We start from the raw sequence: 20516 nt of genomic DNA on the forward strand, positions 1-20516 counted from the left end.
TCGCGCAAGGCCGGTCGCGCCGTCAGGTCCGCCCGCGTCGCTGCCCCGGCGTGGTGAACCCGTGGGTGAGCAGCTCCCCGGTCGGCGCGGGAACCCGCAGGTAGGCGGTCTGGGCGAACGACTTGACCCGCACGGGAACCGGGACGTAGAGGCCCGGGTCGTCGCCCGCGTACCCCGACAGCACGGCGTCCACGTACGCCCGCTCCGACACGACGGCAGCGACCTTGGTGCCTGGCCCCGACCGCTCCAACAACGCCCGCACCGGCCCGGCGTCGAGTAGCCGGTGGGCCTGCACCCGGGCCATGCCGCTACCCGCCGTGATCGACCGCCCACCGGTGAGCGGTCCGATGTGGATGGTGGCCCGCATCCTTATCCCGTCGCAGAGGACTTCTTGCAGTGCGGGCAGGAACGGGTTCAGCAGCTTCGGCAGCAACCCGGATCTCAACCCCAGCACCCACCCATCCCCAGTACTGACACTCAACGGCGCCCGCCCCCACTCGGCTCCCAACCCGCAGACCTCCAGCGCCCGCAGCAGTATCCGAGGCACCAACCCCGTCAACGCCGCGTGCTCCCGCCCCCGCCTCCCCCCGAAGTCCTTCACATCAACCACCAAAATCGCCCGGTACGGCGGCAACTGAACCCCACGACTCACCGCGACCCCTCTCACCTGTGAGCCCCCACCATCACCCGCCCTGGCACCCCGGATCGTCCGCTACCGGACTGTTTCACCCCCCGGAAACCGCCCCCACTTGCCACCCGCCACATGCCATAAGCCGCCCCAGCCCCGACCGCGCGCGCCAGCCATCTGGCGGCCGTTAGCACCTACCCGCCCCCAAAGGCTTCGCTGCCCATCCCGGAGGCCCCCGCCCCTACCCGACCGGCGTCGCGAAGGCCGCCCCCTGCTGCTCCCAAGGCCCCACCTCAGGCGCCACAGCCGTCTTGGAGCTACCTTCGCATCCACGCCGCCGCCGTCTCGGAGGCTGCCCCCACGCCTTTGCGGCCACCGCCCGGAGGCCGCCCCACATTCGCGCCCCCGTTCCGGAGGCTGCCCCCGAACTCGCGCCGCCGCTGTTCCGGAGGCCGTCCCCGCGACCCCAGCCCCCACCCTCTCCGGGGGGCGTCCCCAGTGCCAGTCTACCGGTGCTGGGGGTGGCGACCCAGGGGTGCGTGGACCCTGTGGACAACTGCACGGGTTGTGGACAACTCGACCTGGGCGGATGTCGGGGCGCCCGCGCGGATTCACCCGGTTGGGGAGCTGCGGGTGCGGCGGACCAGTTCGTCCCGGTCGACCACCACCAGCCGTGGCCCGGATCGGAGGGCGCCGCAGCGTCGCAAGTCGGCGATCTGTTCGGCAACGGTGCTCCGTGCCATCCCCAGTGCGCGGGCGATGGCCTCCTGGGACAACGGCACCCGCCGATCCCCATCGTCGCCGTGGTCGATGACCTCCAGCAGCAACCTTGCGACTCGGGCCCTGCTTGATGCGTGCGCGACCGGCACCTGGTCCACCATTGCGACCAGCTTGATCCGCAAGTACTCCCGCACCGCCCCGCCGCCCGCCACCGCCGCGTCCAGTGCGGCCGAGCTCAACGCCACAGCCGTGCACTGGTCAAGCGCCACAACCGATGCCGTCCGCGCGACGCAGGCCGCCGGTGCCAGCTCGCCGACCAAGTCCCCCGGCCCGCGCACCGACACGAGCAACTGTGCGCCGGACCCGTCGTCCACCATCACGCGGACCCGGCCCCGCAGCAACGCCAGCACCTGCCCGCCAGGTTCGCCTTGCCGAAGCAACGCCGCACCGGGTGGGTACGCCCGCGCCGTCCCGGCGGCCACCACCGCCGCCCACGCCCGCGCGCCGACCAGGGTCCGGAAGGTCTGCACACCCACCACCTACCGCCCCCGGCCGGGCGCCGCGTGCCGGGGACGCGCGGTTCGCTCGAAGTGATCACGCGTGGCCACCCCGTCAACGCCTGGACAGAACTTGGTCAACCGGGTGCGAACCGGCGGCCGTCCGCGCGGTGGCGGATTACCGTCAGTGACTTCAGCGCAGAGAGGAGCTCCACCATGGAGACCGAACAACCGAGGTGAGTAGCGCGCCGCCGTGGGTCCCGCGATGATCACGGTGACCTGGTGAACGGCGGAGGGTGGCCCATGCGACTTCCGAGTGACCTGGTGGCCGAGTCCCTGATGGCCTACCTCTCCGAGGAGGATCGCGCGCACGTGGTCGGGACCGGGACGCCGCGGGTGTTCGGCGCGGGCGAGACGTTGCTGCGCCAGGGCGACCCGACCGACCACGTGCTGGTCCTGGTGCACGGTTGGGCGAGGGTGCTCACCAGGCGCGCGGACGGGCAAACGGTGCTCGTCGCCTTCCGGGGTCCCGGTGACGTGCTCGGGGACCTGGCGGCGTTGCACGGGTGGGTGCGGTCGGCGGATGTGGAGAGCCTGGAGGAGGTGCACGCCGTGCACTTGCGCGCGCACGAGTTCGGCGCACTGCTCGAGGACCGGCCCACCGTTGCGATCGCCATGGTCAAACAGCTGGCCGCTCGGCTGCGTGAGGCGGAGAACGCCCGCGCCGAGTTCGCCACGATGCACGTCACCGAGCGGGTCGCCGCATATTTGCTCTGGCTGTCGCACAGCTACGGCGTCAAGACCGACGCCGGTGTCGCGTTGCGCGTGCCATTCACCCAGCAGGACATCGCCAACCGGGTCGGCGCATCGTTGCGCGCGGTGGCCAGGGCTTTCGCGGTGTTGCGCGACCGGGGCATCGTCATCAACACCCGCAGGCAGACCGTCATCGCGCGCCCGGACGTGCTGCGCGCCTTCGTCCGCGAGGTCCCCGAGCTCTGATGTGCCAAATGGCGTGCTCCGTGCGCGCCACAGGTCATCGCGGCGGCGTTGACCCAGGGGCATCCTTGGTCTTGCGAGCGAGATCCGGGGAGGGATCGGGATGAGGATGCTGATGACGGTGGGCTCGATGGCGCGAATCGGTTTCTACACTTTCCTGGCCGGGCTGGGGTCCGGCATGTTGCTGGTCAGCGCTTTCTGACCGGTGGACCACTCAATTCTTCGAGTGCTGGCTGCTGCCCTGATTCGGGAGGAGGTGCGTGTCATGGAGAGCCACTGGGTCCTGTTCTTGCTGGTCTGAGCGCCGCCGCCGTGTCGACCGGGGCCGGAGCGGCGGCGGCAGGGGGGATGGGGGAACAAGGGGGAGGCGCCCGGTCCGCAGGGGGGAATGCGGACCGGGCGCCTTTTCGCACTCGCCATTGTCCGACGTTTTCGGCGGTGGCCCTGGTAACGGAGAGGCGGGCGGAGCGATGCTGGATGGGGGAATGGGCGCGCGAAGGGGTGGTGGCCGGGTGGGTGTCGAGATCGCCGATGTCGTCGCCGAGCTGAAGGAGGTCCGCCGTGGCCGGGGTGTCCGCTCGGACGACCTGCACAACCGGGTCGGGCCCGCGCTGCGGATGGCCTGCGACATCACGGAAATAGACGACCCGGCTCTGGTGCGGCGCAAGGTGGTGCTGCGGTTGACCCACCTGGGCGCCCGGCTCCCGTCGGACCTGCACCTGGCGGCGTCAGCGGCGCTCGGTCTGCACAAGGACGCCGACGGCGGGTTCTTGGACCAACGCATCGACTGGCTGGCTACGCGGTTCGACCGCGATCCGCGTACCGCGCGCCGGCGGGTGGACAGCGCGTTCCAACTGTTGGCGGAGTTGCTCTACGACGCGGGTATGCGCGACCGCAAGTCTGGCTCTTACTCGCCGGACGGTTGGTACGTGGAGTCCCTGCACGCGGCTCTACGGCTGGATCTAGAGGTGCCGACGCTGACGGAGCAACGGCAAATCGTTGCCGCAGTGGATGAACTCGACGAGCTGGTGCTGTCCCTGAGCGCGCCGCGTGATCAGGCCATGCCGGACGGGCAGACCATCCGCGCGGAAATCGCCTACGGCGGGGAGATCGTCGAGGAGCAGCGCGTCTCCTCTAGCCATACCCGCTTCATCGTCAGGTTGCCCAGTCCGCTGAGTCTTGGGCAGCGTCATGACTACAGCATCAAGTTCACCTCTTACCCGCGATCGTGGATGCGGCCGTACTACGTGTTCACGCCCTTGCGCCGGTGCGAGGAGTTCTCGGTTCGCGTACGGTTCGATCCGACCAACCCGCCGAAGCGCGTGTGGCGCATCAATGGCTTGCCCGCCAAGGCTTTCGAGGACTTCGCTCCGGGTACGGACGCCCTGGAGATCGACCGTGTGGGTGACGTCGCACTCGAATTCCACGACCTCCAACAGGGCCTCAGCTACGGACTGCAATGGCACAGCTAACCCAAGTCAGTCCACAGTGCACAAACCGTCTGCTTTGGGTGAACCTCCTGGCACCTCAACACATTCCCAGGCCACCATGGAGCCATGCGACTGATCTTGGCTCTCCTGCTCATGTTCACCACTCTCCCGACCACCGCGGCCGCAACCCCGACCGGCATCCACTGGCGCACGTGTCCAGGGGACTCGGTACGGGCCGGGCCTGCGCTACGCGCGCCTGGGCAGCGGTGTGCCCAAATCCGAGTACCGCTGGACCACCGCAGACCTGGTGGGCCAACGGTCTCCCTTGCCGTGTCCCGGCTCGCCACGGCGGACCCGGCTCTACGGCGGGGCGTCTTGCTCATCGTCCCGGGTGGTCCGGGCGGAGCCGGGCTTGATCTGCCTGCCCTGCTGGGCTCGCTGCTGCCCGCCGAGGTCCGCGCGCGGTACGACCTGGTCGGCTTCGATCCTCGCTTCGTCGGGCGCAGTGATCCGCTGACCTGCGGCATCGCCGAGTCCGACCTCATCGACATCCTGCCGTGGCCGCGGCCGGGGTTGCCCGCCTCGATGGACCGCATCGCCGCCGGGTGCGACCCGCGGTTGGCGCACACGAGTACCGCCGACATCGCGCGGGACATCGACGTTGTCCGGCGGGCGTTGGGGGAGGAGCGGGTATCGCTGCTGGGGTACTCCGCCGCGACCTACGTGGCGACGGTGTACCAGTCGCTGTTCCCGGGCCGGGTGGACCGGATGCTGCTCGACAGCGGCGTCGGTCCGGATCTGGTGTGGCGGGGCATCGTCCGGGAGTGGGCTCCGGCGACCGAGGCGCGGTTCCCTGACTTCGCTTCGCATGCCGTGCAGGCGGGTTTGGTGCCGAACGCAGATGCCGCGCGTACCTTGTACTTCACCCTCGCGGCCCGGCTCGATGGCCGACCGGTGCGGTTGGCAGACGGCAACCCGTTGACCGGCGCGGTGTTCCGGGAGGCGACTCGGCAGGCGCTGTACTCCGACCAGTCGTTCCCCGGCTTGGCTGCGCTGTGGTCAGCGGTCCGGGACGGCCGGGCGCCGGGTGTCGGCTTGGCGCAGGTCATCCCGATCCTGGCGGGCAAGGCGGCCCCGGCCGAGCGCGGCTGGCCAGCCGTCCCACCGGACTCCTTCGCCGTCGGCTTCCTCGGCGTCGTGTGCCGGGACGCCCCGTGGCCGCGCTCCACCCGCCAGTACACCGCCGACGTAGCCACCGACTCGACCCGCTACCCCCTAGTCGGCGCGATGACCGCCGGAATGTTCCCCTGCGCCCGCTGGCCCTTCCCGCCCGCTCCCCAGGTGACCCTCCACCCAGCCACCACCCCCACCCTGGTCCTCCACAACCTCCGCGACCCCGTAGCCCCCCTCCACGGCGCCCACTCCCTCGTCGCCACCCTCGGCCCCCAAGCCCACCTAGCCACCTTCCCCCAAGGCGGCCACGGCACCTACCTGCTCTCCAACAACCTCCAAGCCAACACCACCGGAACCGCCTACCTAGCCCACGGCTTATTACCCACCCCCTAGCTCCACGCCCCGCAAACCCCGCCTCCTGCGAGTCTCCGCGCAGGGGTGGTGGGCTCTGCGAGGTGCTGGCCGTGGCCGGTGCCGTGTACCTATAGCCAGCGTGCCGCGAACTCCCACGCCCTTGCGAACACCTGCACCCCGCGAACCGCACGCGTCCGACCAACCTCGCCACTACGACCCCGCTATGCCCGCCAGCGCAAAGCGGCACCCCCACGACGTCCGTCCTCCTCAGCGGAATGGAGATCCTTGGACAATCTGATCCGACTGGCGATTGATGGCAGCCAACTGCCCACGGTCCCAGCCGACCTAGCGGAATGAGGTTCCGAGAAGGCCGCCCGGGGACTGGTGAATGTCCGTAGCCACCTCACCCGCGATCCGCCGCCTACCCCGGTTGCCAGCTGGGACGGGCTTGGAAGGCGCGGTCCGTTGCTCGCCCGTGGCTCTGTCGTCGCCAGACTGGCGTTGAGGGGGCCTGGGGCTCCGTGTGGTGGAGGAGCGGAGCCCCAGGCTGGTGGCTAGGGGCGGGTGGCCCATTCGGGGAAGCGGGTGACTGTGGTGGTGGGGCTGGGGAGGGCGGCGATTTCCTCGGCCAGGGCGGCGACGATCTTGGCTGCGGAGTCGTTGGCCAGGAGGTTGGTGGCGGCTTCGGTGACGGCGTCTGGTGTTACCGCTTCGCCTAGGAGTTGGGTGGCTGCACCTGCGGTGGTGAAGGTTTCGGCGTTGATGAACTGGTCGGCGCCCTGGGGGAGGAAGAGTTGGCGGACGCCGACGGCGGCGGTGCCCAGGGTGGTGCCGGAGCCGCCGTGGTGGACTACCAGGTCGGTGTGGGGGAGGACCTCGGCTTGGGGGACCCACGACTCGATGGTCACGTTCGCCGGGGGGTCGCCCAAGGCGGCGATGTCGACCGTGGGGCCTGCCGCGACCAGAACCCGGTGGCCGGTGGCGGCTAGTCCGGTGATGGCCGTGCGCAGGACGTTCAGGTTGCCGAAGGCGGTGCCGAGGGTCAGGTAGATCAGCTTGCCCTGGCCCGTGGTGACCGACGGCGGGAGGTCGCCGGGGGTGGCGAAGCTGACCGGGCGCAGCGGGACCCGGGTCGAGTAGTCGGCCAGGGTTTCGCTGTCCTGCAACGACTCCGGGTAGATGTCGAGGTACGGGTCGCCGAAGCCCGCGCGGCCGTCGGGGGTGAAGTCGACCCCGTACTCGGCGGCGAGGTTGGGGAGGAAGTTCTGGAGGGCGGGCATCTGCGACAGCGACGTCGGCTTGCTGATGCCGTGGCTGATGGCCGGGACGCCGACGCGCTTGGCGGCGATCGCGGCGCCGAAGGCGGCGGCCTCGTAGACCACCAGGTCGAAGTCGCGGGCCCGCAGCAGGGGTTCCAGGTCGGCGACGGCGATGCGCGGCAGGACGTCGCCGAACACGCGGTGCGCGACCGCGACGACCTCGTCCGGGGTCAGGTCGGCGATCTGCCTGCCGTCGAGGGCGCGGCCGAACTCGCCCGACATGTCGCCGCCCGCCTTGATGGTCTCGAACCCCAGGGCCGCGAGCGGCGGGTGGAACGTGTCCCAGGTGGCGTAGGTGATCTCGTGCCCCGCCTCCTTGGCCGCGATGGCCAGGGGCAGCAAGGGGTAGGTGTGCCCGTGCGCGGGCAGACTGCTGAAGAGGATCTTCACCGGTTCCACCGTAGGCAACATCGGCCCGACCCGGTGCGTGATTTGCCCGCGATGCCCACTAACCGCCGGAATCAGCACGGCGGAAAGCCCACGACCGGAAGATCGGCACGCGGATCACCGGCAGGCGACGAGAGCACCGGCGGAGCGGGAGATCCACCCCACCGGTGCTCCAGGTGTCAGCGGACGACCGGCGGCAACTGGGCCGGGTCACCCGCGGGCCAGGTCAGCGGGTCGCCGAGCGGGACCAGTTCGGTGAGCTGCAGGACGCACCACGGCGAGATGTCGATGTCGCCGGTGCGCACCCCCTCGAGGAACTCGGGCCACGACAGCCAGCGGACCGAGTCGACCTCGGCCGGGTTCGGGTTGGGCTCGGCGTCCACCACGACCCGGTACACGGGGCACATCTCGTGTTCGACGATCCCGTCCGGCATCACCGCGCGGTAGCGGAACGCGGGCAGGATCAGTTCGACCTTGTGCGGTCCCGGCAGCCCCAGCTCCTCCTCCAGCCTGCGCGACACCGCGTCGACCGGTGACTCGCCCGGTGCGGGGTGCCCGCAGCAGGAGTTGGTCCAGATGCCCGGCCAGGTCTTCTTCGTCAGCGCCCTGCGGGTGATGAGGAAGCGGCCGTCCTGGTCGAAGAGGTAGCTGGAGAAAGCCAGGTGCAGCGGGGTGTGCTCGTGGTGCACGGTGGCCTTGTCCGCCGTGCCGATGCTGTTGCCCGCGTCGTCGAGGAGCACGACCTGTTCGGCGTTTGTCACCCGGTCACAATGCCGTCACGCACCGCGCAGGGCAACCCGGATCCCACCCCTCACAGTTCCGGCGGCGCCGAGATCCCCAGCAGGTCCAGTCCGAGCACCAGCACGTCCGAGGTGACCTTGGTGAGCGTCAACCGGGACGCGCGGACCTCGTCGGCCACGTCCGGCCGCAGGATCGGGCAGGTGTCGTAGAACGTGGTGAACGTCGACGCCAGGTCGTAGAGGTAGCTGGTGAGCTTGTGCGGCGCGTAGCTCTCCACCGCGGCGGCGACGGCGGCGGGCAGTTGCAGCAGCCGCACCAGCAGCGTGCGCTCGGCCGGGCTGGTGACCACGACGTCGCCGAAGCGGGGCGTGCCCGCCTTGCGCAGCACCGACTGGCACCGGGCGTTGGCGTACTGCAGGTACACCGAGGTGTTGCCCTCGGTGGCCAGCATCCGCGACCAGGTGAAGACGTAGTCCTTCTCCCGGTCGTTGGACAGGTCGGCGTACTTCACCGCGCCGATGCCCACCGCGCGGGCGACCTCGGCCTGCCGCTCGGTGTCCAAAGAGGACCGTTCGGCGACCGTCTTCGCGGCGTGCTCGACGGCCTCGGCGAGCAGGTCGACCAGCTTCACCGAGTCGCCGGAGCGGGTGCGGATGGTCTTGCCGTCCTCGCCGAGGATGGTGCCGAAGTTGATGTGCACGCTGGTCTGCTCGTCGGTGAGGTACCCGGCCTGCCGGGACGCCGCGAAGATCATCGCGAAGTGCTGGGCCTGCGGGGTGCCGACCGCGTAGAGCAGGTCGGTCATCCCGCGCTCGGTGATCCAGTACCGCACCGTCGCCATGTCCGTGGCCGCGTAGCCGTACCCGCCGTCGCTCTTGCGCACGATCAGCGGCAGCGGCTCGCCCTCGCGGTTGCTGAACCCCGGCGGGAACACGCACACCGCGCCGTCGCTGATCTCGGTGAGCCCCTTGGCGGTCAGCTCGTCGATCACCGTGTCGAGGTACGGGTTGTAGAAGCTCTCCCCGTAGATGTCGCCCAGGGTGAGCGAGATGCCGAGCAGGTCGTAGACCTTCTGGAAGTGCCGGGTCGACGCCGCGACCAGCCCGCGCCACAGCGTGAGCGTCTCCTCGTCGCCGCCCTGCAGCGCCACCACGCGGGCCCGTGCCCGGTCGGCGAACCCCGGGTCGGCGTCGAACTTGCGCCGCGCCTCCTGGTAGAACCGGTTGAGGTCGCTGATCTCGGCGTCGGCGGAGTGCCCCTCGTCGAGCAGGTGCTCGATCAGCATCCCGAACGGGGTGCCCCAGTCGCCGAGGTGGTTGTGCGGGACGACCTCGTGGCCGCTGAAGCGCAGCAGCCGCAGCACCGCGTCGCCGATGATCGTCGACCGCAGGTGCCCGATGTGCATCTCCTTGGCCACGTTCGGGCTGCCGTAGTCCAGCGCGAACCGGCGCGGGTTCTCGACGACCGGAACCCCCAGCCGGGTGTCACCCAGCAGTGAGCCGACCCGGCCCGCCAGCCAGTCGTCGCGCAGCCGCAGGTTGATGAACCCGGGGCCGGCGACCTCCGGCGGCTCGACCACGTCGGCGGAGTCCAGGTGGTCCACGATCGCCTGCGCGACCTCGCGCGGTGCCTTGCCGATCTTCTTGGCCAGGCTCATCGCCGCGTTGCACTGGTAGTCGACACCCTCGCGGGTGGACGGTCGGATGACGGCCTCCGCCGGGGTGATCTCCAGACCGAGCCCGCGCCGCAGCGCCCCGGCCACCCGTGCCCCCAGTTCCAGCCCGACATCCCCGTGCGCCACCCTGGCACCTCCTCGCTTCTCGACCCCGAGTATCCCAGGGTGGCGCACGGGGATTTCCGGCGCCCGGTTTCAGCAGGTCGACCGCTGCGCCAAGCCCGCGAACCTGGCCTCGAGGAACGCGTACGCCGCCGGGTACGCCGCCACCGCGCCGCCCACGTGCGTCGGCGCGAGGTTGGTCGAGAACCGCACGTTCGCGCCGAGCCCGCACCACCGCCGCACCAGCGCCTGCCCGGTCGCGTACGGGATCACGTCGTCGAGCAGCGAGTGCGTGACGAGCACCGGCACCGCGGGCTTGCGCTGCCCGAGCAGCTGCTCGGCCACGATCGAGCGGAACGGCTCCTCGGCCAGCAGCCGGTCGATCGGCCGCCCGTCGCGGGTGAACCCGGCGGTCTTGGCGAAGGCGTAGCGGGGGATCGATTCGAACAGGCACTGCCCCTTCACGTCGGCCAGGAACCGCTTGCCCTTGTCGTTGAGGTACGCCCCGGCGTCGATCCCGTAGGACGCCTCCAAACCGGCCACCGCGTACCCGACGAACGCGGCGTACAAGCCGCCGTCGAGCGCCTTGCCCACATCGGCCAGATCCGCTGGGACCGCTCCCGCCGAGACGCCGCGCAGATCGAGCTCCGGCGCGTACCAGGCGGCGAGTTCGGCGGCGGAAGCGGCAGCTCCACCGCCCTGCGAGTACCCGACGACCGCCACCGGACCCCGGTCCGGCAGTTCCGGCAGCCCGCGCGCGGCCCGGATCGAGTCCAGCACCGCCGTCCCCTGCACGACCCGGCTCATGTACGTGTGCACGCCCGGCGTCCCGAGCCCCTGGTAGTCGGTCAGCGCGACCGCCCAGCCCCTGGCCAGCATCCCGGCCACGAACGGCCCCTCGTACTCCATCCCGGCCGCCAGCTGCCGCGACGGCGCGCACTGGTCGCCGAGGCCCTGCGTGCCCGCCGCGTACCCGATCACGGGCCGTTCCCCGCGACCGGTCCACGCCGCGCGCGGGGTGATCACCACGCCGGTCACCGCGATGGCCGCGCCGGTGCGATCGCTGGAGCGGTACATGATCCGGGTGACCGTGCCGTCCACGCGGATCAGCTTCGCCGGGTCCAGGTAGAACTCCGCGGGCTGCGTCCGCACCAGGTCACCGTTGTGCGCGGCAAAATCGCGGGTGGCTGGTAGAAGTCCTCTTGCGCTACCGCGCCTGTGGACGCCGCGCTGGTCGCGGGTGTGGCGACGAGACCGACCGCGACGGCGGCGGCGAGCACGAGTGGCCCGAGCCGCTTTCGGTTGATTGGCATGGGTTTTCCTCCGACCTGGTGGACGACCAGGTCGAAGCTACCCACAGGTACGGCCACTGTGCTCGTCGTCACAACGGACTTTGTCCCAGCGGACAACGGCAGCCGGTGATGACTGACAAGGAGGGGAAAAGGCGGTGGGGGCCACAACGCCCGTGCGGTAGGCGGTGGCCCCCACGCCAACTGGAGCCGCGGTGCGGGACAGGCTCCTCGTGCGGTGGCTGCGGTGCCCCCGTGCGGGTGGAGGGCGCGGCGGTGGGGGTTATGCACGCCCACCGCCGTCGCCACGTGTTCCCCAGACCCGCAGGGGGGCGGTCGCGCGACGGGTCCGCCGACTCGGTGCAGGGTCCCCGGATCCCCAGCCCTCGTTGGGGTTCTCCGGGGGTTGAGCGGCGTTCCCGTCGCGTGGAACGAAGTCAGTATTTGTTAACCGCCGTGAACATGACAAGACGGTGCGCCGGTGCGGATTTTCCCGTTTCCCAGTTGCGCGCCGTTCAGTCGCCCGCAAGGTCCCGTTCGACCGCCGCCAACTCGGCCGCGCTGCCCTGCACCTTCGGCCCGGTGAACCACTTGCGCGCCGACACAATCCACCACAGCGCCGCCCCGCCGAGCACCACCGCGAACGCGATCGGGGTGTAGTTGAGCGACTCCCAGGTCACCGGGTACACCTGCGGCAGCATGAACAGCACGAAGATGAACCCGACCCAGATCGTGGCGACCGTCCCAATAGGACGTCCCCATCGGCCCAGGTGCCACGGCCCGCGCTCGAAGTCCTCGCCTGCGCGCACCCGCAGGAAGATCGGGATGACGTAAGCCGTGTACAGGCCGACGACGGCGATCGAGGTCACCGCGGCGTACGCGGTGTAGCTCCACAGGTACGGCACGGCCAGTAGGAACGCTCCCACCGCCGCCAACCACACGGAATTCGTCGGCGTCCTGGTGCGCTTGTTGATCCGGTGCCACACCCGTGACCCGGGGATGGCGCCGTCGCGGGCGAAGGCGTAAATCATCCGCGAGTTGCCGGTCACCGCCGCCATCCCGCAGAACAGCTGCGCGCCGATGCAGATCAGCAGCAGCACCTTGCCGGTCGCCAGCCCGACCGCGTCGATGAACACCTGGGCGGGTGGCACCCCGGTCGCCGACCCGGCCGCGCCGTCGTAGTCCTGGATCGCGAACGTGAGCCCGATCAGCAGCACCCACCCGGCGGCCAGCGACACCAGGATCGACATGACGATCCCGCGCGGCCCGGCCACGGCGGCGCCGCGCGTCTCCTCGGTCATGTGCGCCGACGCGTCGTAGCCGGTCAGCGTGTACTGCGCCAGCAGCAGTCCCAACAGGAACACGTAGAGCGGTGAACTCCACCCCGTCTGGTTCACGAACTCGCCGAAGACGAACGACGCGTCCTGGTGCTTGTCCGGCACCACCGCGAGCACGACCACGATCGCCAGCACGCCGAGCAGGTGCCACCACACGCTGATCGTGTTCAGCACCGCCACTACCCGCACGCCGAAGGTGTTGAGCAGGGCGTGCACCAGCAGGATGACTGCCAGCAGCGCGACGGTGTGCCCGGGTGTCGCGGCGAAGCCGAACTGCAGGTCCAGGAACGCGTTGAGGAACAGGGCCGCGCCGAAGTCGATGCCCGCGGTCACCGCGACCTGGCCGACCAGGTTGAACCAGCCGGTGAACCAGGCCCAGGCGGGCGCGTTGCGCTTGGCCAGCTTCGCCGCCCAGTAGTACAGGCCGCCCGCGGTCGGGTAGCTGGAGCACACCTCCGCCATGCCCAGCCCGACCAGCACGACGAACACCCCGACCAGCGGCCAGCCCCAGATCATCGCCGCCGGTCCGCCGGTCTTCATGCCGAACCCGTAGAGGGTCAGGCAGCCGGACAGGATCGAGATGATGGTGAAGGACACCGCGAAGTTGTTGAACCCCGACAGCGAGCGGCGCAGCTCCTGGGCGTAGCCCAGGGAGTGCAGCCTGGTCTCATCCGACTCGGACATGATGTCCTCCAATGGATCGATGGCGCTCCATTGCTGGACCAACAAGTGTGGTCCCCGCCACCTCGGCCGGTCAAGGTCCATTCGCGGTGACCTGTCGACTTCACGCCGTAGTCAGGTGGTGCGCCCGGTCGGCGGCTTCGCGGCGCGGCGGTTGCGCGCGGGCGCCGCGCTTGCGAGCATGCTGGGGATCGTTCTCCAATGGTCTGATGCCGAACCTTTGCGGGAGGCTGGCGTGACCGAGGCAGGGTTGTCGCTCGAGCGGCTGCGGGAGCTCTCCGACGCGGGCGAGGTCGACACCGTCCTGGTCGCGCTGACCGACCTGCAGGGCAGGCTCCAGGGCAAGCGCGTCACCGCCCGGTTCTTCTTCGACGAGGTCGTGGCCAACGCCACCGAGGCCTGCGACTACCTGCTCGCGGTGGACGTCGAGATGAACACCGTCAGCGGCTACGCCAGCTCGTCCTGGGAGGACGGCTACGGCGACTTCGTCCTGCGGCCGGACCTGTCCACGTTGCGGCTGCTGCCCTGGCACCCGGCGACCGCGCTGGTGCTCGCCGACGTGGAACTGGTCGAGGGCGGCCCGGTCACCGTGTCGCCCCGGCAGGTGCTGCGCCGCCAGCTCGACCGGCTCGCCGAGCGCGGCCTCACCGCGTACGTCGGCACGGAGCTGGAGTTCCTGCTGTTCAAGGACACCTACGAGCAGGCGTGGAGCGCGGGCTACCGCGGCCTGACCCCGGCGAACCAGTACAACGTGGACTACTCGCTGCTGGGCACCGGCCGGGTCGAGCCGGTGCTGCGCGCGATCCGCAACGGCATGGCGGGCGCGGGGATGTACCCCGAGTCGGCGAAGGGGGAGTGCAACCCCGGCCAGCACGAGATCGCCTTCCGCTACGCCGACGCGCTCACCACCTGCGACAACCACAGCGTCTACAAGACCGGCGCCAAGGAGATCGCGGCCGCGCTCGGGCACAGCCTGACGTTCATGGCCAAGTACAACGAGCGCGAGGGCAACTCCTGCCACATCCACCTGAGCCTGCGCGCGGCCGACGGCACCCCGGTGATGGCGGGCGACGACGAGCACGGGTTCTCCCCGCTGATGCGGCACTTCATCGCCGGTCAGCTGGCGTACCTGCGGGAGCTGACCTGCCTGCTGGCGCCGAACATCAACTCGTACAAGCGCTTCGCCGAGGGCTCGTTCGCGCCGACCGCGCTGGCGTGGGGAGTGGACAACCGCACCTGTGCGCTGCGGGTCGTCGGGCACGGCCAGTCGCTGCGGGTGGAGAACCGGATCCCGGGCGGCGACGTGAACCCGTACCTCGCCGTGGCCGCGATGGTTGCCGCAGGGTTACGCGGTGTGGACGAACGGCTGCCGCTGGAAGACCCCTTGACCGGCAACGCTTACACTGCCGCCAAACCCCGTGTCCCGACCACCCTGCGCGAGGCGGCCGACCTGTTCGCGGCGAGCACCGTCGCCGTCGAGGACCTCGGCGCCGACGTGGTCGACCACTACCGCAACGCGGCCACGGTAGAACTGCGTGCGTTCGACGCGGCCGTCACCGACTGGGAGCGCGTGCGTGGCTTCGAACGGCTCTGACCGACCGCCGGTCATCGGCATCACGACCTACCTGGAGCACGCCACCTTCGGGATCTGGGAGACCGACGCCGCCGTGCTGCACCGGGACTACCTGGACTCGGTGCGCGCCGCTGGCGGTAACCCGGTCCTCTTGTCCCCGATCGGCGACTGGCGCCCCTCGACCTTGGACTGGCTCGACGGCTTAGTGCTGTCTGGCGGCGCTGACGTCGACCCTGCGCGGTACGGCCAACCTCCGCACCCGACTACCGGCACGCCGCAGCCACTACGGGACGCCTCGGAGTTCGCGCTGTTGGCTGCTGCTCTTGAGTTGGACCTACCTACGCTGGCTGTGTGCCGGGGTCTACAGGTACTCAACGTCGCTCTTGGCGGGACCTTGCACCAACACACACCCGAGGTCGTTGGCACTAACGACCACCTTCCGCACGTGGCTTCTTTTGGCAAGACGGAGATCTCGGTGACGCCGGGGTCGTTGCTGGGGAGCATCTTGGGGGAGTCGGTGTCGGTGCTGTGCCACCACCACCAGTCGGTGGACCGCGTGGCAGACGGCCTGTACGTCGTGGCCCAAGCCCAGGACGGCACGGTCGAGGCCCTGGAACTCCCCGGCCGCCGCTTCGTGGTCGCCACCCAGTCCCACCCCGAACAGAACGCCGACGACACCCGCCTCTTCACCGCCCTGATCACCGCCGCCCGAGCCCGCCGATGACCCACCCCAACACCCGCCGGACGGCGTACACCCTGCCGGGCTCGTGCGGTGCCCTGATCGCCACGCTCGCAGCCAACAGGCCGGTGTGTGCGGTCAACGTGCCCCGGCTGCTGGCTGGCGCTCTGCCTGGCCATGCTGCGTCGGGCGTTAGCGGGGCCACTTCAACCGCGGAAGCCTTGCCTGGGTTCTCTTCGCTCGGGTCTGCCCCTCCGCCACAGCTTCGGGCGATCCCCAGGGGCTGCCCGCAAGCCAGGCGGCCCGCCCCTCCGTCACACCTTCGAGCGAAGCCCCTTGACGCCTCCGGGGGCCACCCCCAAGCCTGGCCCAGCCCCCACCCTCTCCGGGGGGCGTCCCTGGGCCAGTCTACCGGGACCCACCGACAGTGGATCTTGGAAGCACCCCCGCGGAGATCCACATGTGGATAACTTCTGTCGCCCAGAAGAGGGTAATTCGGGCTGGCTCAGGGAGCAGATCGCCTGGTCAAGGGCATGAGGGGCAGGAGCGAGAAGGCGGCGGGAGTGAAGTTGGGTGGAGGAGGGGTTGATGGCGGCGGTGGAGGTTGTTAATCCGGCCACGGCGGAGGTGATCGCTGCGGTGGGGTTGGCGAGTGTCGACGAGGCTGATCGGGCGATCACGAGGGCTGCCGAGGCGTTCCCGGCTTGGCGGGCGGTCGCGCCTGCGGATCGGGCGCGGTTGTTGCGGCGGTTCGCGGACGCGGTCGACGCGAACCTGGAGGAGCTCGCCCAGCTCGAGGTCGCCAATGCCGGGCACACGATCGGGAACGCGCGGTGGGAGGCGGGCAACGTCCGCGATGTCCTGCACTACTACGCGGCCGCGCCGGAGCGGTTGTTCGGGCGGCAGATCCCGGTGGCGGGCGGGGTGAACATCACCTTCGCCGAGCCGCTGGGGGTTGTCGGCGTGATCGTGCCGTGGAACTTCCCGATGCCGATCGCGGCGTGGGGGTTCGCGCCCGCGCTCGCGGCGGGCAACACCGTGGTGCTCAAGCCCGCCGAGTTGACGCCGTTGACCGCCATCAAGCTGGCCGAGTTGGCGCACGCGGTGGGTATCCCCGAGGACGTCTTCCAGGTCCTCCCCGGCCGCGGTGACGTCGTGGGGCAGCGGTTCGTGACGCACCCCGCCGTGCGCAAGGTCGTGTTCACCGGGTCGACCAGGGTCGGCAAGCAGATCATGGCCGGGTGCGCCGACCAGGTGAAACGGGTGACCCTGGAACTCGGCGGCAAGAGCGCCAACATCGTCTTCGCCGACGCCGACCTGGCCAGAGCCGCCGCGACCGCCCCGTACGCCGTGTTCGACAACGCGGGTCAGGACTGCTGCGCCCGCTCCCGGATCCTCGTCCAGCGCACGGCTTACGACGAGTTCATGGCCGCCTTCGAGACGGCCGTGCGCGGTGTCGTGGTCGGCGCGCCGGGGGACGAGGCGACCGAGATGGGACCGCTGATCTCCGCCGCCCACCGCGACCGCGTGCAGTCCTATGTGGACGACGCGCCGGTCGCCTTCCGGGGCAGCGCGCCGACCGGGCCCGGCTTCTGGTTCCCGCCGACCGTCACCACCGGGGGCGAGCACCGGGCGGCGACCGAGGAGGTCTTCGGCCCGGTCGTGTCCGTGCTGCCGTTCGACGACGAGGCGGACGCGCTGCGGCTGGCCAACGACACCGAGTACGGCCTGTCCGGGTCGATCTGGACCCGCGACGTCGGCCGGGCGCTGCGGGTCGCGCGCGGGGTCGACGCCGGGAACCTGTCGGTCAACTCGCACTCGTCGGTGCGGTACTCGACGCCCTTCGGCGGCTTCAAGCAGTCCGGGCTCGGCCGTGAGCTCGGACCGGACGCGCTGGCCGCGTTCACCGAGGTCAAGAACGTCTACCTAGATTCCCAGAGCTGACATCCAGGAGTTGAGCATGCGTCTAGAGGGACGGGTCGCCGTGGTCACCGGCGGCGGCAGCGGGATCGGCCTCGCCTCGGTGCGGCGGCTGGCGAGCGAGGGCGCGCGCGTCGTGGTGGGTGACATCGACCGAGAGAGCGGGGCGAGGGCCGCGCAAGAGGTGGACGGCCTGTTCGTCCCGGTCGACGTGACCAGCGAGGACGAGGTCAAGGCGCTGTTCCAGGCCGCCGCCGACACCTACGGGTCGGTCGACATCGCGTTCAACAACGCGGGCATCTCGCCGCCCGAGGACGACTCGATCCTCACCACCGGGCTCGACGCGTGGCGCCGGGTGCAGGAGGTCAACCTGACCTCGGTGTTCCTGTGCTCGAAGTACGCGATCGAGCACATGCGCCGCGCGGGCAAGGGGACGGTGATCAACACGGCCTCGTTCGTGGCGGTGATGGGCGCGGCGACCTCGCAGATCTCCTACTCGGCGTCCAAGGGCGGCGTGCTGGCGATGAGCAGGGAACTCGGGGTGCAGTTCGCCCGCGAGGGCATCCGGGTGAACGCCCTGTGCCCCGGACCGGTGAACACGCCGCTACTGCGCGAGTTGTTCGCCGCGGACCCCGAACGCGCCGCCCGCCGCCTGGTGCACATCCCGCTCGGCCGCTTCGCCGAACCGGAGGAGATCGCCGCCGCGGTCGCGTTCCTGGCCAGCGACGACTCGTCGTTCATGACCGCGTCCCAGTTCCTGGTGGACGGCGGCATCTCGGGGGCGTATGTCACCCCCGAGTGACCCGCTGGACCCGGTCCTCGCCGACGCGTTGTTCCGCCCGGTCCGGGCGGGCAACGCGTTCGAGGAGACCATGGAGCGGATGCTGCAGGCCATCCGGCTCGGCGTCGTACCCCCGGGCGGCCGGCTCCCACCCGAACGTGAATTGTCATCACGCCTCGGGGTGAGTCGGGTGACCTTGCGTGAGGCGCTGCGGGCGCTGCAGGAGTCCGGCCACGTCGAGTCCCGGCGCGGCCGGTACGGGGGCACGTTCGTCCGGCTCCCGTCGTCGGACCCGCTGCCGCTGCCCTCGGACGACATCGAGGACATCCTGACGCTGCGCTACACCCTGGAAACCGGCGCCGCCGAGGTCGCCGCGTCCCGGTCGCTGACCCCGCAGGTCCGCCGCCACCTGCGCGGCTGCCTCGCCGACGCGTCGACCGCCGGTGTCGACCACTACCGCCGCACGGACTCCCGCCTGCACCTGGCCATCGCCGAGGCCACCGCCGCCCCGTCGCTGACCGCCGCCGTCGCCGACGTCCGCACCCGCCTCAACGCCCTGCTGGCCGCCCTCCCGCTGATCCCGGCCAACCTCACCCACTCGAACGACCAGCACAAGACCATCATCGACGCCATCCTGGACGGCGACGCCGGGGCCGCGCGCCTCGCCATGGCCGAGCACCTGGCCGGGACAGCCGCCCTGATCAGGGGTTTCCTCGCGTGACCGGCGTCCAGGTAGTCGACGACGAACCTCGCCGCGTGGGCATCTTCGTGTCCCACAAACCTCGGTGGACACCGTGCATGGTGTGTTCGAGCCGCCAGGGTGACGCGTTGGCGCGTGGCGTGTCCGTCGCCTACCTGCCGGGAGCCGTCTGGGGCTACGCGAACGCTCCGCCCACAGTTTCCCTCAACGAAGCCAGTTGCGCCGTCACTCGCGTTGAGCGAACATCACGCAGTGCCGTGGTTGCTTGGCTTGCGAGATCACGAGCCCGCTCACGTTCTCCGGTTGCCGCGTACACCTCAGCGAGGTCGATCATGCGTCCGGCCCTGCCCCGTAGTCGATCAGTTCCCATGCGCGGTAACAGGTCTTCAAACCGTCTGATCGCTTCGTGGTGTTCACCGGCAGCCGCCAACGCCTGAGTGATGATCGAGTTGATGTGGTCCTTTGTCAGGAATCCCGCCCATTCGGGCACTTCTCCTCCGCGAGACGCCAACGTCTCCGCTTCCCGAATATGCTGAAGAGCTTGTCCCAGGTCACCGGAACGAGCGAGGTGCTTGGCCAAGCCCGCGTGGAGGTTCGCTCGCTCAAGAGTGCAGACCCGGCGGTCAGCCAGGGCGCCGTTGACGAGGTCCACAGCCTCGGACGGAAGTGCCTCCCCGATCTGCGCCGCGATGTTCAGTAGGACATGAGCTCTTAGGTCCGCGTCAGCGCCCGCGTCCGCGGTACGTAGCGCCAGGGTCGAGAGCTGGCGTGCGGAGTAGGTCCGGCCCGCGTCGAAGTGAGTCCATGCTGTGCGGTCCGCAAGCGCCCCCACAGCCCCGCACAGGGCCACTCTGGTGTCCTCGTGCATTCGAGCGTCCAGAAGACTCACAGCCCACCTGAGGGCGCCTGTGGACAGGTCTGCGGCAACCGCGCCCCCAAAGCGCAGGTCCATGGTTGTGTAGACCGCTGTGGCTTGCTGAACAGCGGTAACCTCCGACCACCCGACCTGGTTGGGTTGGTCTGCTGTCGTCACGCCATCCAGAAGCCGCGCGAGAGGGTCTGTGGCCGAGGTACCCGCGAGGACTGCCGCCGCCGCTGCGAGTAATTCTCGTCGGTTCACGTCTGCACCCAACCCTTGAACGCCAAGCGTTCGTTCGTAAGCGGCTATCAGGTCTGGCGTTGCTGTGCGCTCCCCAGTCTCGACCATGCCTAGCGTGGACTTGCTGTAGTGAACGCGGCCTGCGAGCGCCGACAGACTCAGCCCCGCACTTAGACGCGCTGCTCGAAGCACCCGCCCGGTCTCGTGCACGCGGACCGCTCCCCCTGGTTGTGGACGGCTGTGGACGCCCAAGCCCTACCGACGACACTCCGCGACAGCCACGCTACTCCCGAGGCGCAAGCCACCCGGAATGGCTGGGGCCGGTGATCTCTCCAAGTGCCGACCTCAGCCCCCGGCTATCCGATGTGAGTCAGTCATCCACTAGTCGCTGGGGATATAGCCGATTGACGACAACGGCCAGGTGAGAGGATCAGG

15 protein-coding genes and 1 pseudogene are annotated in these 20516 nt (G+C 70.0%); 8 read left to right on the top strand and 8 right to left on the bottom strand.

Features of this window, described 5'->3' with window-relative positions; genetic code table 11:
- Window positions 1-22 precede the first annotated feature (22 nt).
- The gene (locus LV79_RS24050) at window positions 23-454 is read right to left on the bottom strand and encodes a hypothetical protein (protein WP_253840516.1); all 432 of its coding nucleotides are present in this window, start codon (window positions 452-454) and stop codon (window positions 23-25) included.
- 785 nt (window positions 455-1239) lie between these two features.
- Window positions 1240-1878 (bottom strand): Crp/Fnr family transcriptional regulator, encoded by a 639-nt coding sequence (locus LV79_RS24055; RefSeq protein WP_253840517.1) that lies wholly within the window; start codon window positions 1876-1878, stop codon window positions 1240-1242.
- 270 nt (window positions 1879-2148) lie between these two features.
- Here LV79_RS24055 and LV79_RS24060 point away from each other — a divergent pair, with 270 nt between their 5' ends.
- The 3 genes from LV79_RS24060 to LV79_RS24070 all read left to right on the top strand — a co-directional run bounded on the left by LV79_RS24060 (window position 2149) and on the right by LV79_RS24070 (window position 5837).
- On the top strand, window positions 2149-2844 hold the full coding sequence (locus LV79_RS24060) for a Crp/Fnr family transcriptional regulator (protein ID WP_253840518.1): 696 nt from the start codon (window positions 2149-2151) through the stop codon (window positions 2842-2844).
- Window positions 2845-3353: 509 nt separating this feature from the next.
- The gene (locus LV79_RS24065) at window positions 3354-4313 is read left to right on the top strand and encodes a hypothetical protein (RefSeq protein ID WP_253840519.1); all 960 of its coding nucleotides are present in this window, start codon (window positions 3354-3356) and stop codon (window positions 4311-4313) included.
- An 84-nt stretch (window positions 4314-4397) separates the two neighbouring features.
- The gene (locus LV79_RS24070) at window positions 4398-5837 is read left to right on the top strand and encodes an alpha/beta fold hydrolase (protein WP_253840520.1); all 1440 of its coding nucleotides are present in this window, start codon (window positions 4398-4400) and stop codon (window positions 5835-5837) included.
- Window positions 5838-6352: 515 nt separating this feature from the next.
- Here the strand turns inward: LV79_RS24070 and LV79_RS24075 are convergent.
- The 5 genes and pseudogenes from LV79_RS24075 to LV79_RS24095 all read right to left on the bottom strand — a co-directional run bounded on the left by LV79_RS24075 (window position 6353) and on the right by LV79_RS24095 (window position 13332).
- Window positions 6353-7507: a glycosyltransferase gene (locus LV79_RS24075; protein WP_253840521.1), complete on the bottom strand. Its 1155-nt coding sequence runs from the start codon at window positions 7505-7507 to the stop codon at window positions 6353-6355.
- Between the two features lie 176 nt (window positions 7508-7683).
- Complete coding sequence (idi, locus tag LV79_RS24080; protein WP_253840522.1) at window positions 7684-8265, bottom strand: isopentenyl-diphosphate Delta-isomerase; 582 nt, start codon at window positions 8263-8265, stop codon at window positions 7684-7686.
- Window positions 8266-8315: 50 nt separating this feature from the next.
- A complete protein-coding gene (gene argS / locus LV79_RS24085) occupies window positions 8316-10046 on the bottom strand; it encodes an arginine--tRNA ligase (protein ID WP_253840523.1) in 1731 nt (576 codons plus the stop codon).
- 69 nt (window positions 10047-10115) lie between these two features.
- Window positions 10116-11335, bottom strand: a pseudogene (locus LV79_RS24090) (lipase family protein).
- Between the two features lie 491 nt (window positions 11336-11826).
- The gene (locus LV79_RS24095; RefSeq protein ID WP_253840525.1) at window positions 11827-13332 is read right to left on the bottom strand and encodes an amino acid permease; all 1506 of its coding nucleotides are present in this window, start codon (window positions 13330-13332) and stop codon (window positions 11827-11829) included.
- Between the two features lie 232 nt (window positions 13333-13564).
- Between LV79_RS24095 and LV79_RS24100 the strand changes: the two genes are divergently transcribed.
- The 5 genes from LV79_RS24100 (at window position 13565) to LV79_RS24120 (ending at window position 19003) form a co-directional block, all read left to right on the top strand.
- On the top strand, window positions 13565-14923 hold the full coding sequence (locus LV79_RS24100) for a glutamine synthetase family protein (RefSeq protein ID WP_253840526.1): 1359 nt from the start codon (window positions 13565-13567) through the stop codon (window positions 14921-14923).
- A complete protein-coding gene (locus LV79_RS24105; protein WP_253840527.1) occupies window positions 14904-15626 on the top strand; it encodes a gamma-glutamyl-gamma-aminobutyrate hydrolase family protein in 723 nt (240 codons plus the stop codon). Before LV79_RS24100 ends, LV79_RS24105 begins: the two co-directional genes overlap by 20 nt.
- Before the next feature lie 528 nt (window positions 15627-16154).
- Window positions 16155-17525 (top strand): aldehyde dehydrogenase family protein, encoded by a 1371-nt coding sequence (locus tag LV79_RS24110; RefSeq protein ID WP_285470427.1) that lies wholly within the window; start codon window positions 16155-16157, stop codon window positions 17523-17525.
- A 16-nt stretch (window positions 17526-17541) separates the two neighbouring features.
- The gene (locus LV79_RS24115) at window positions 17542-18303 is read left to right on the top strand and encodes a 3-oxoacyl-ACP reductase (protein WP_372495439.1); all 762 of its coding nucleotides are present in this window, start codon (window positions 17542-17544) and stop codon (window positions 18301-18303) included.
- On the top strand, window positions 18287-19003 hold the full coding sequence (locus LV79_RS24120) for a FadR/GntR family transcriptional regulator (RefSeq protein ID WP_253840530.1): 717 nt from the start codon (window positions 18287-18289) through the stop codon (window positions 19001-19003). Before LV79_RS24115 ends, LV79_RS24120 begins: the two co-directional genes overlap by 17 nt.
- A 154-nt stretch (window positions 19004-19157) precedes the next feature.
- Here LV79_RS24120 and LV79_RS24125 read toward each other — a convergent pair whose 3' ends face one another.
- Window positions 19158-20291 carry a helix-turn-helix domain-containing protein gene (locus tag LV79_RS24125; protein ID WP_308208962.1) on the bottom strand — a complete coding sequence of 378 codons (1134 nt, stop codon included), beginning with the start codon at window positions 20289-20291 and terminating at the stop codon, window positions 19158-19160.
- Window positions 20292-20516 lie beyond the last annotated feature (225 nt).

Origin of the sequence: Actinokineospora globicatena, assembly GCF_024171945.1 — a bacterium.
Lineage (GTDB): Bacteria > Actinomycetota > Actinomycetes > Mycobacteriales > Pseudonocardiaceae > Actinokineospora > Actinokineospora globicatena.

Excerpts from the sequence above, each read along its gene's own strand:
- LV79_RS24115 (WP_372495439.1), top strand. The coding sequence starts at position 17,542 with ATGCGTCTAGAGGGACGGGTCGCCGTGGTCACCGGCGGCGGCAGCGGG.
- LV79_RS24070 (WP_253840520.1), top strand. The coding sequence starts at position 4,398 with ATGCGACTGATCTTGGCTCTCCTGCTCATGTTCACCACTCTCCCGACC.
- LV79_RS24060 (WP_253840518.1), top strand. The coding sequence starts at position 2,149 with ATGCGACTTCCGAGTGACCTGGTGGCCGAGTCCCTGATGGCCTACCTC.
- LV79_RS24095 (WP_253840525.1), bottom strand. The coding sequence starts at position 13,332 with ATGTCCGAGTCGGATGAGACCAGGCTGCACTCCCTGGGCTACGCCCAG.
- LV79_RS24120 (WP_253840530.1), top strand. The coding sequence starts at position 18,287 with ATGTCACCCCCGAGTGACCCGCTGGACCCGGTCCTCGCCGACGCGTTG.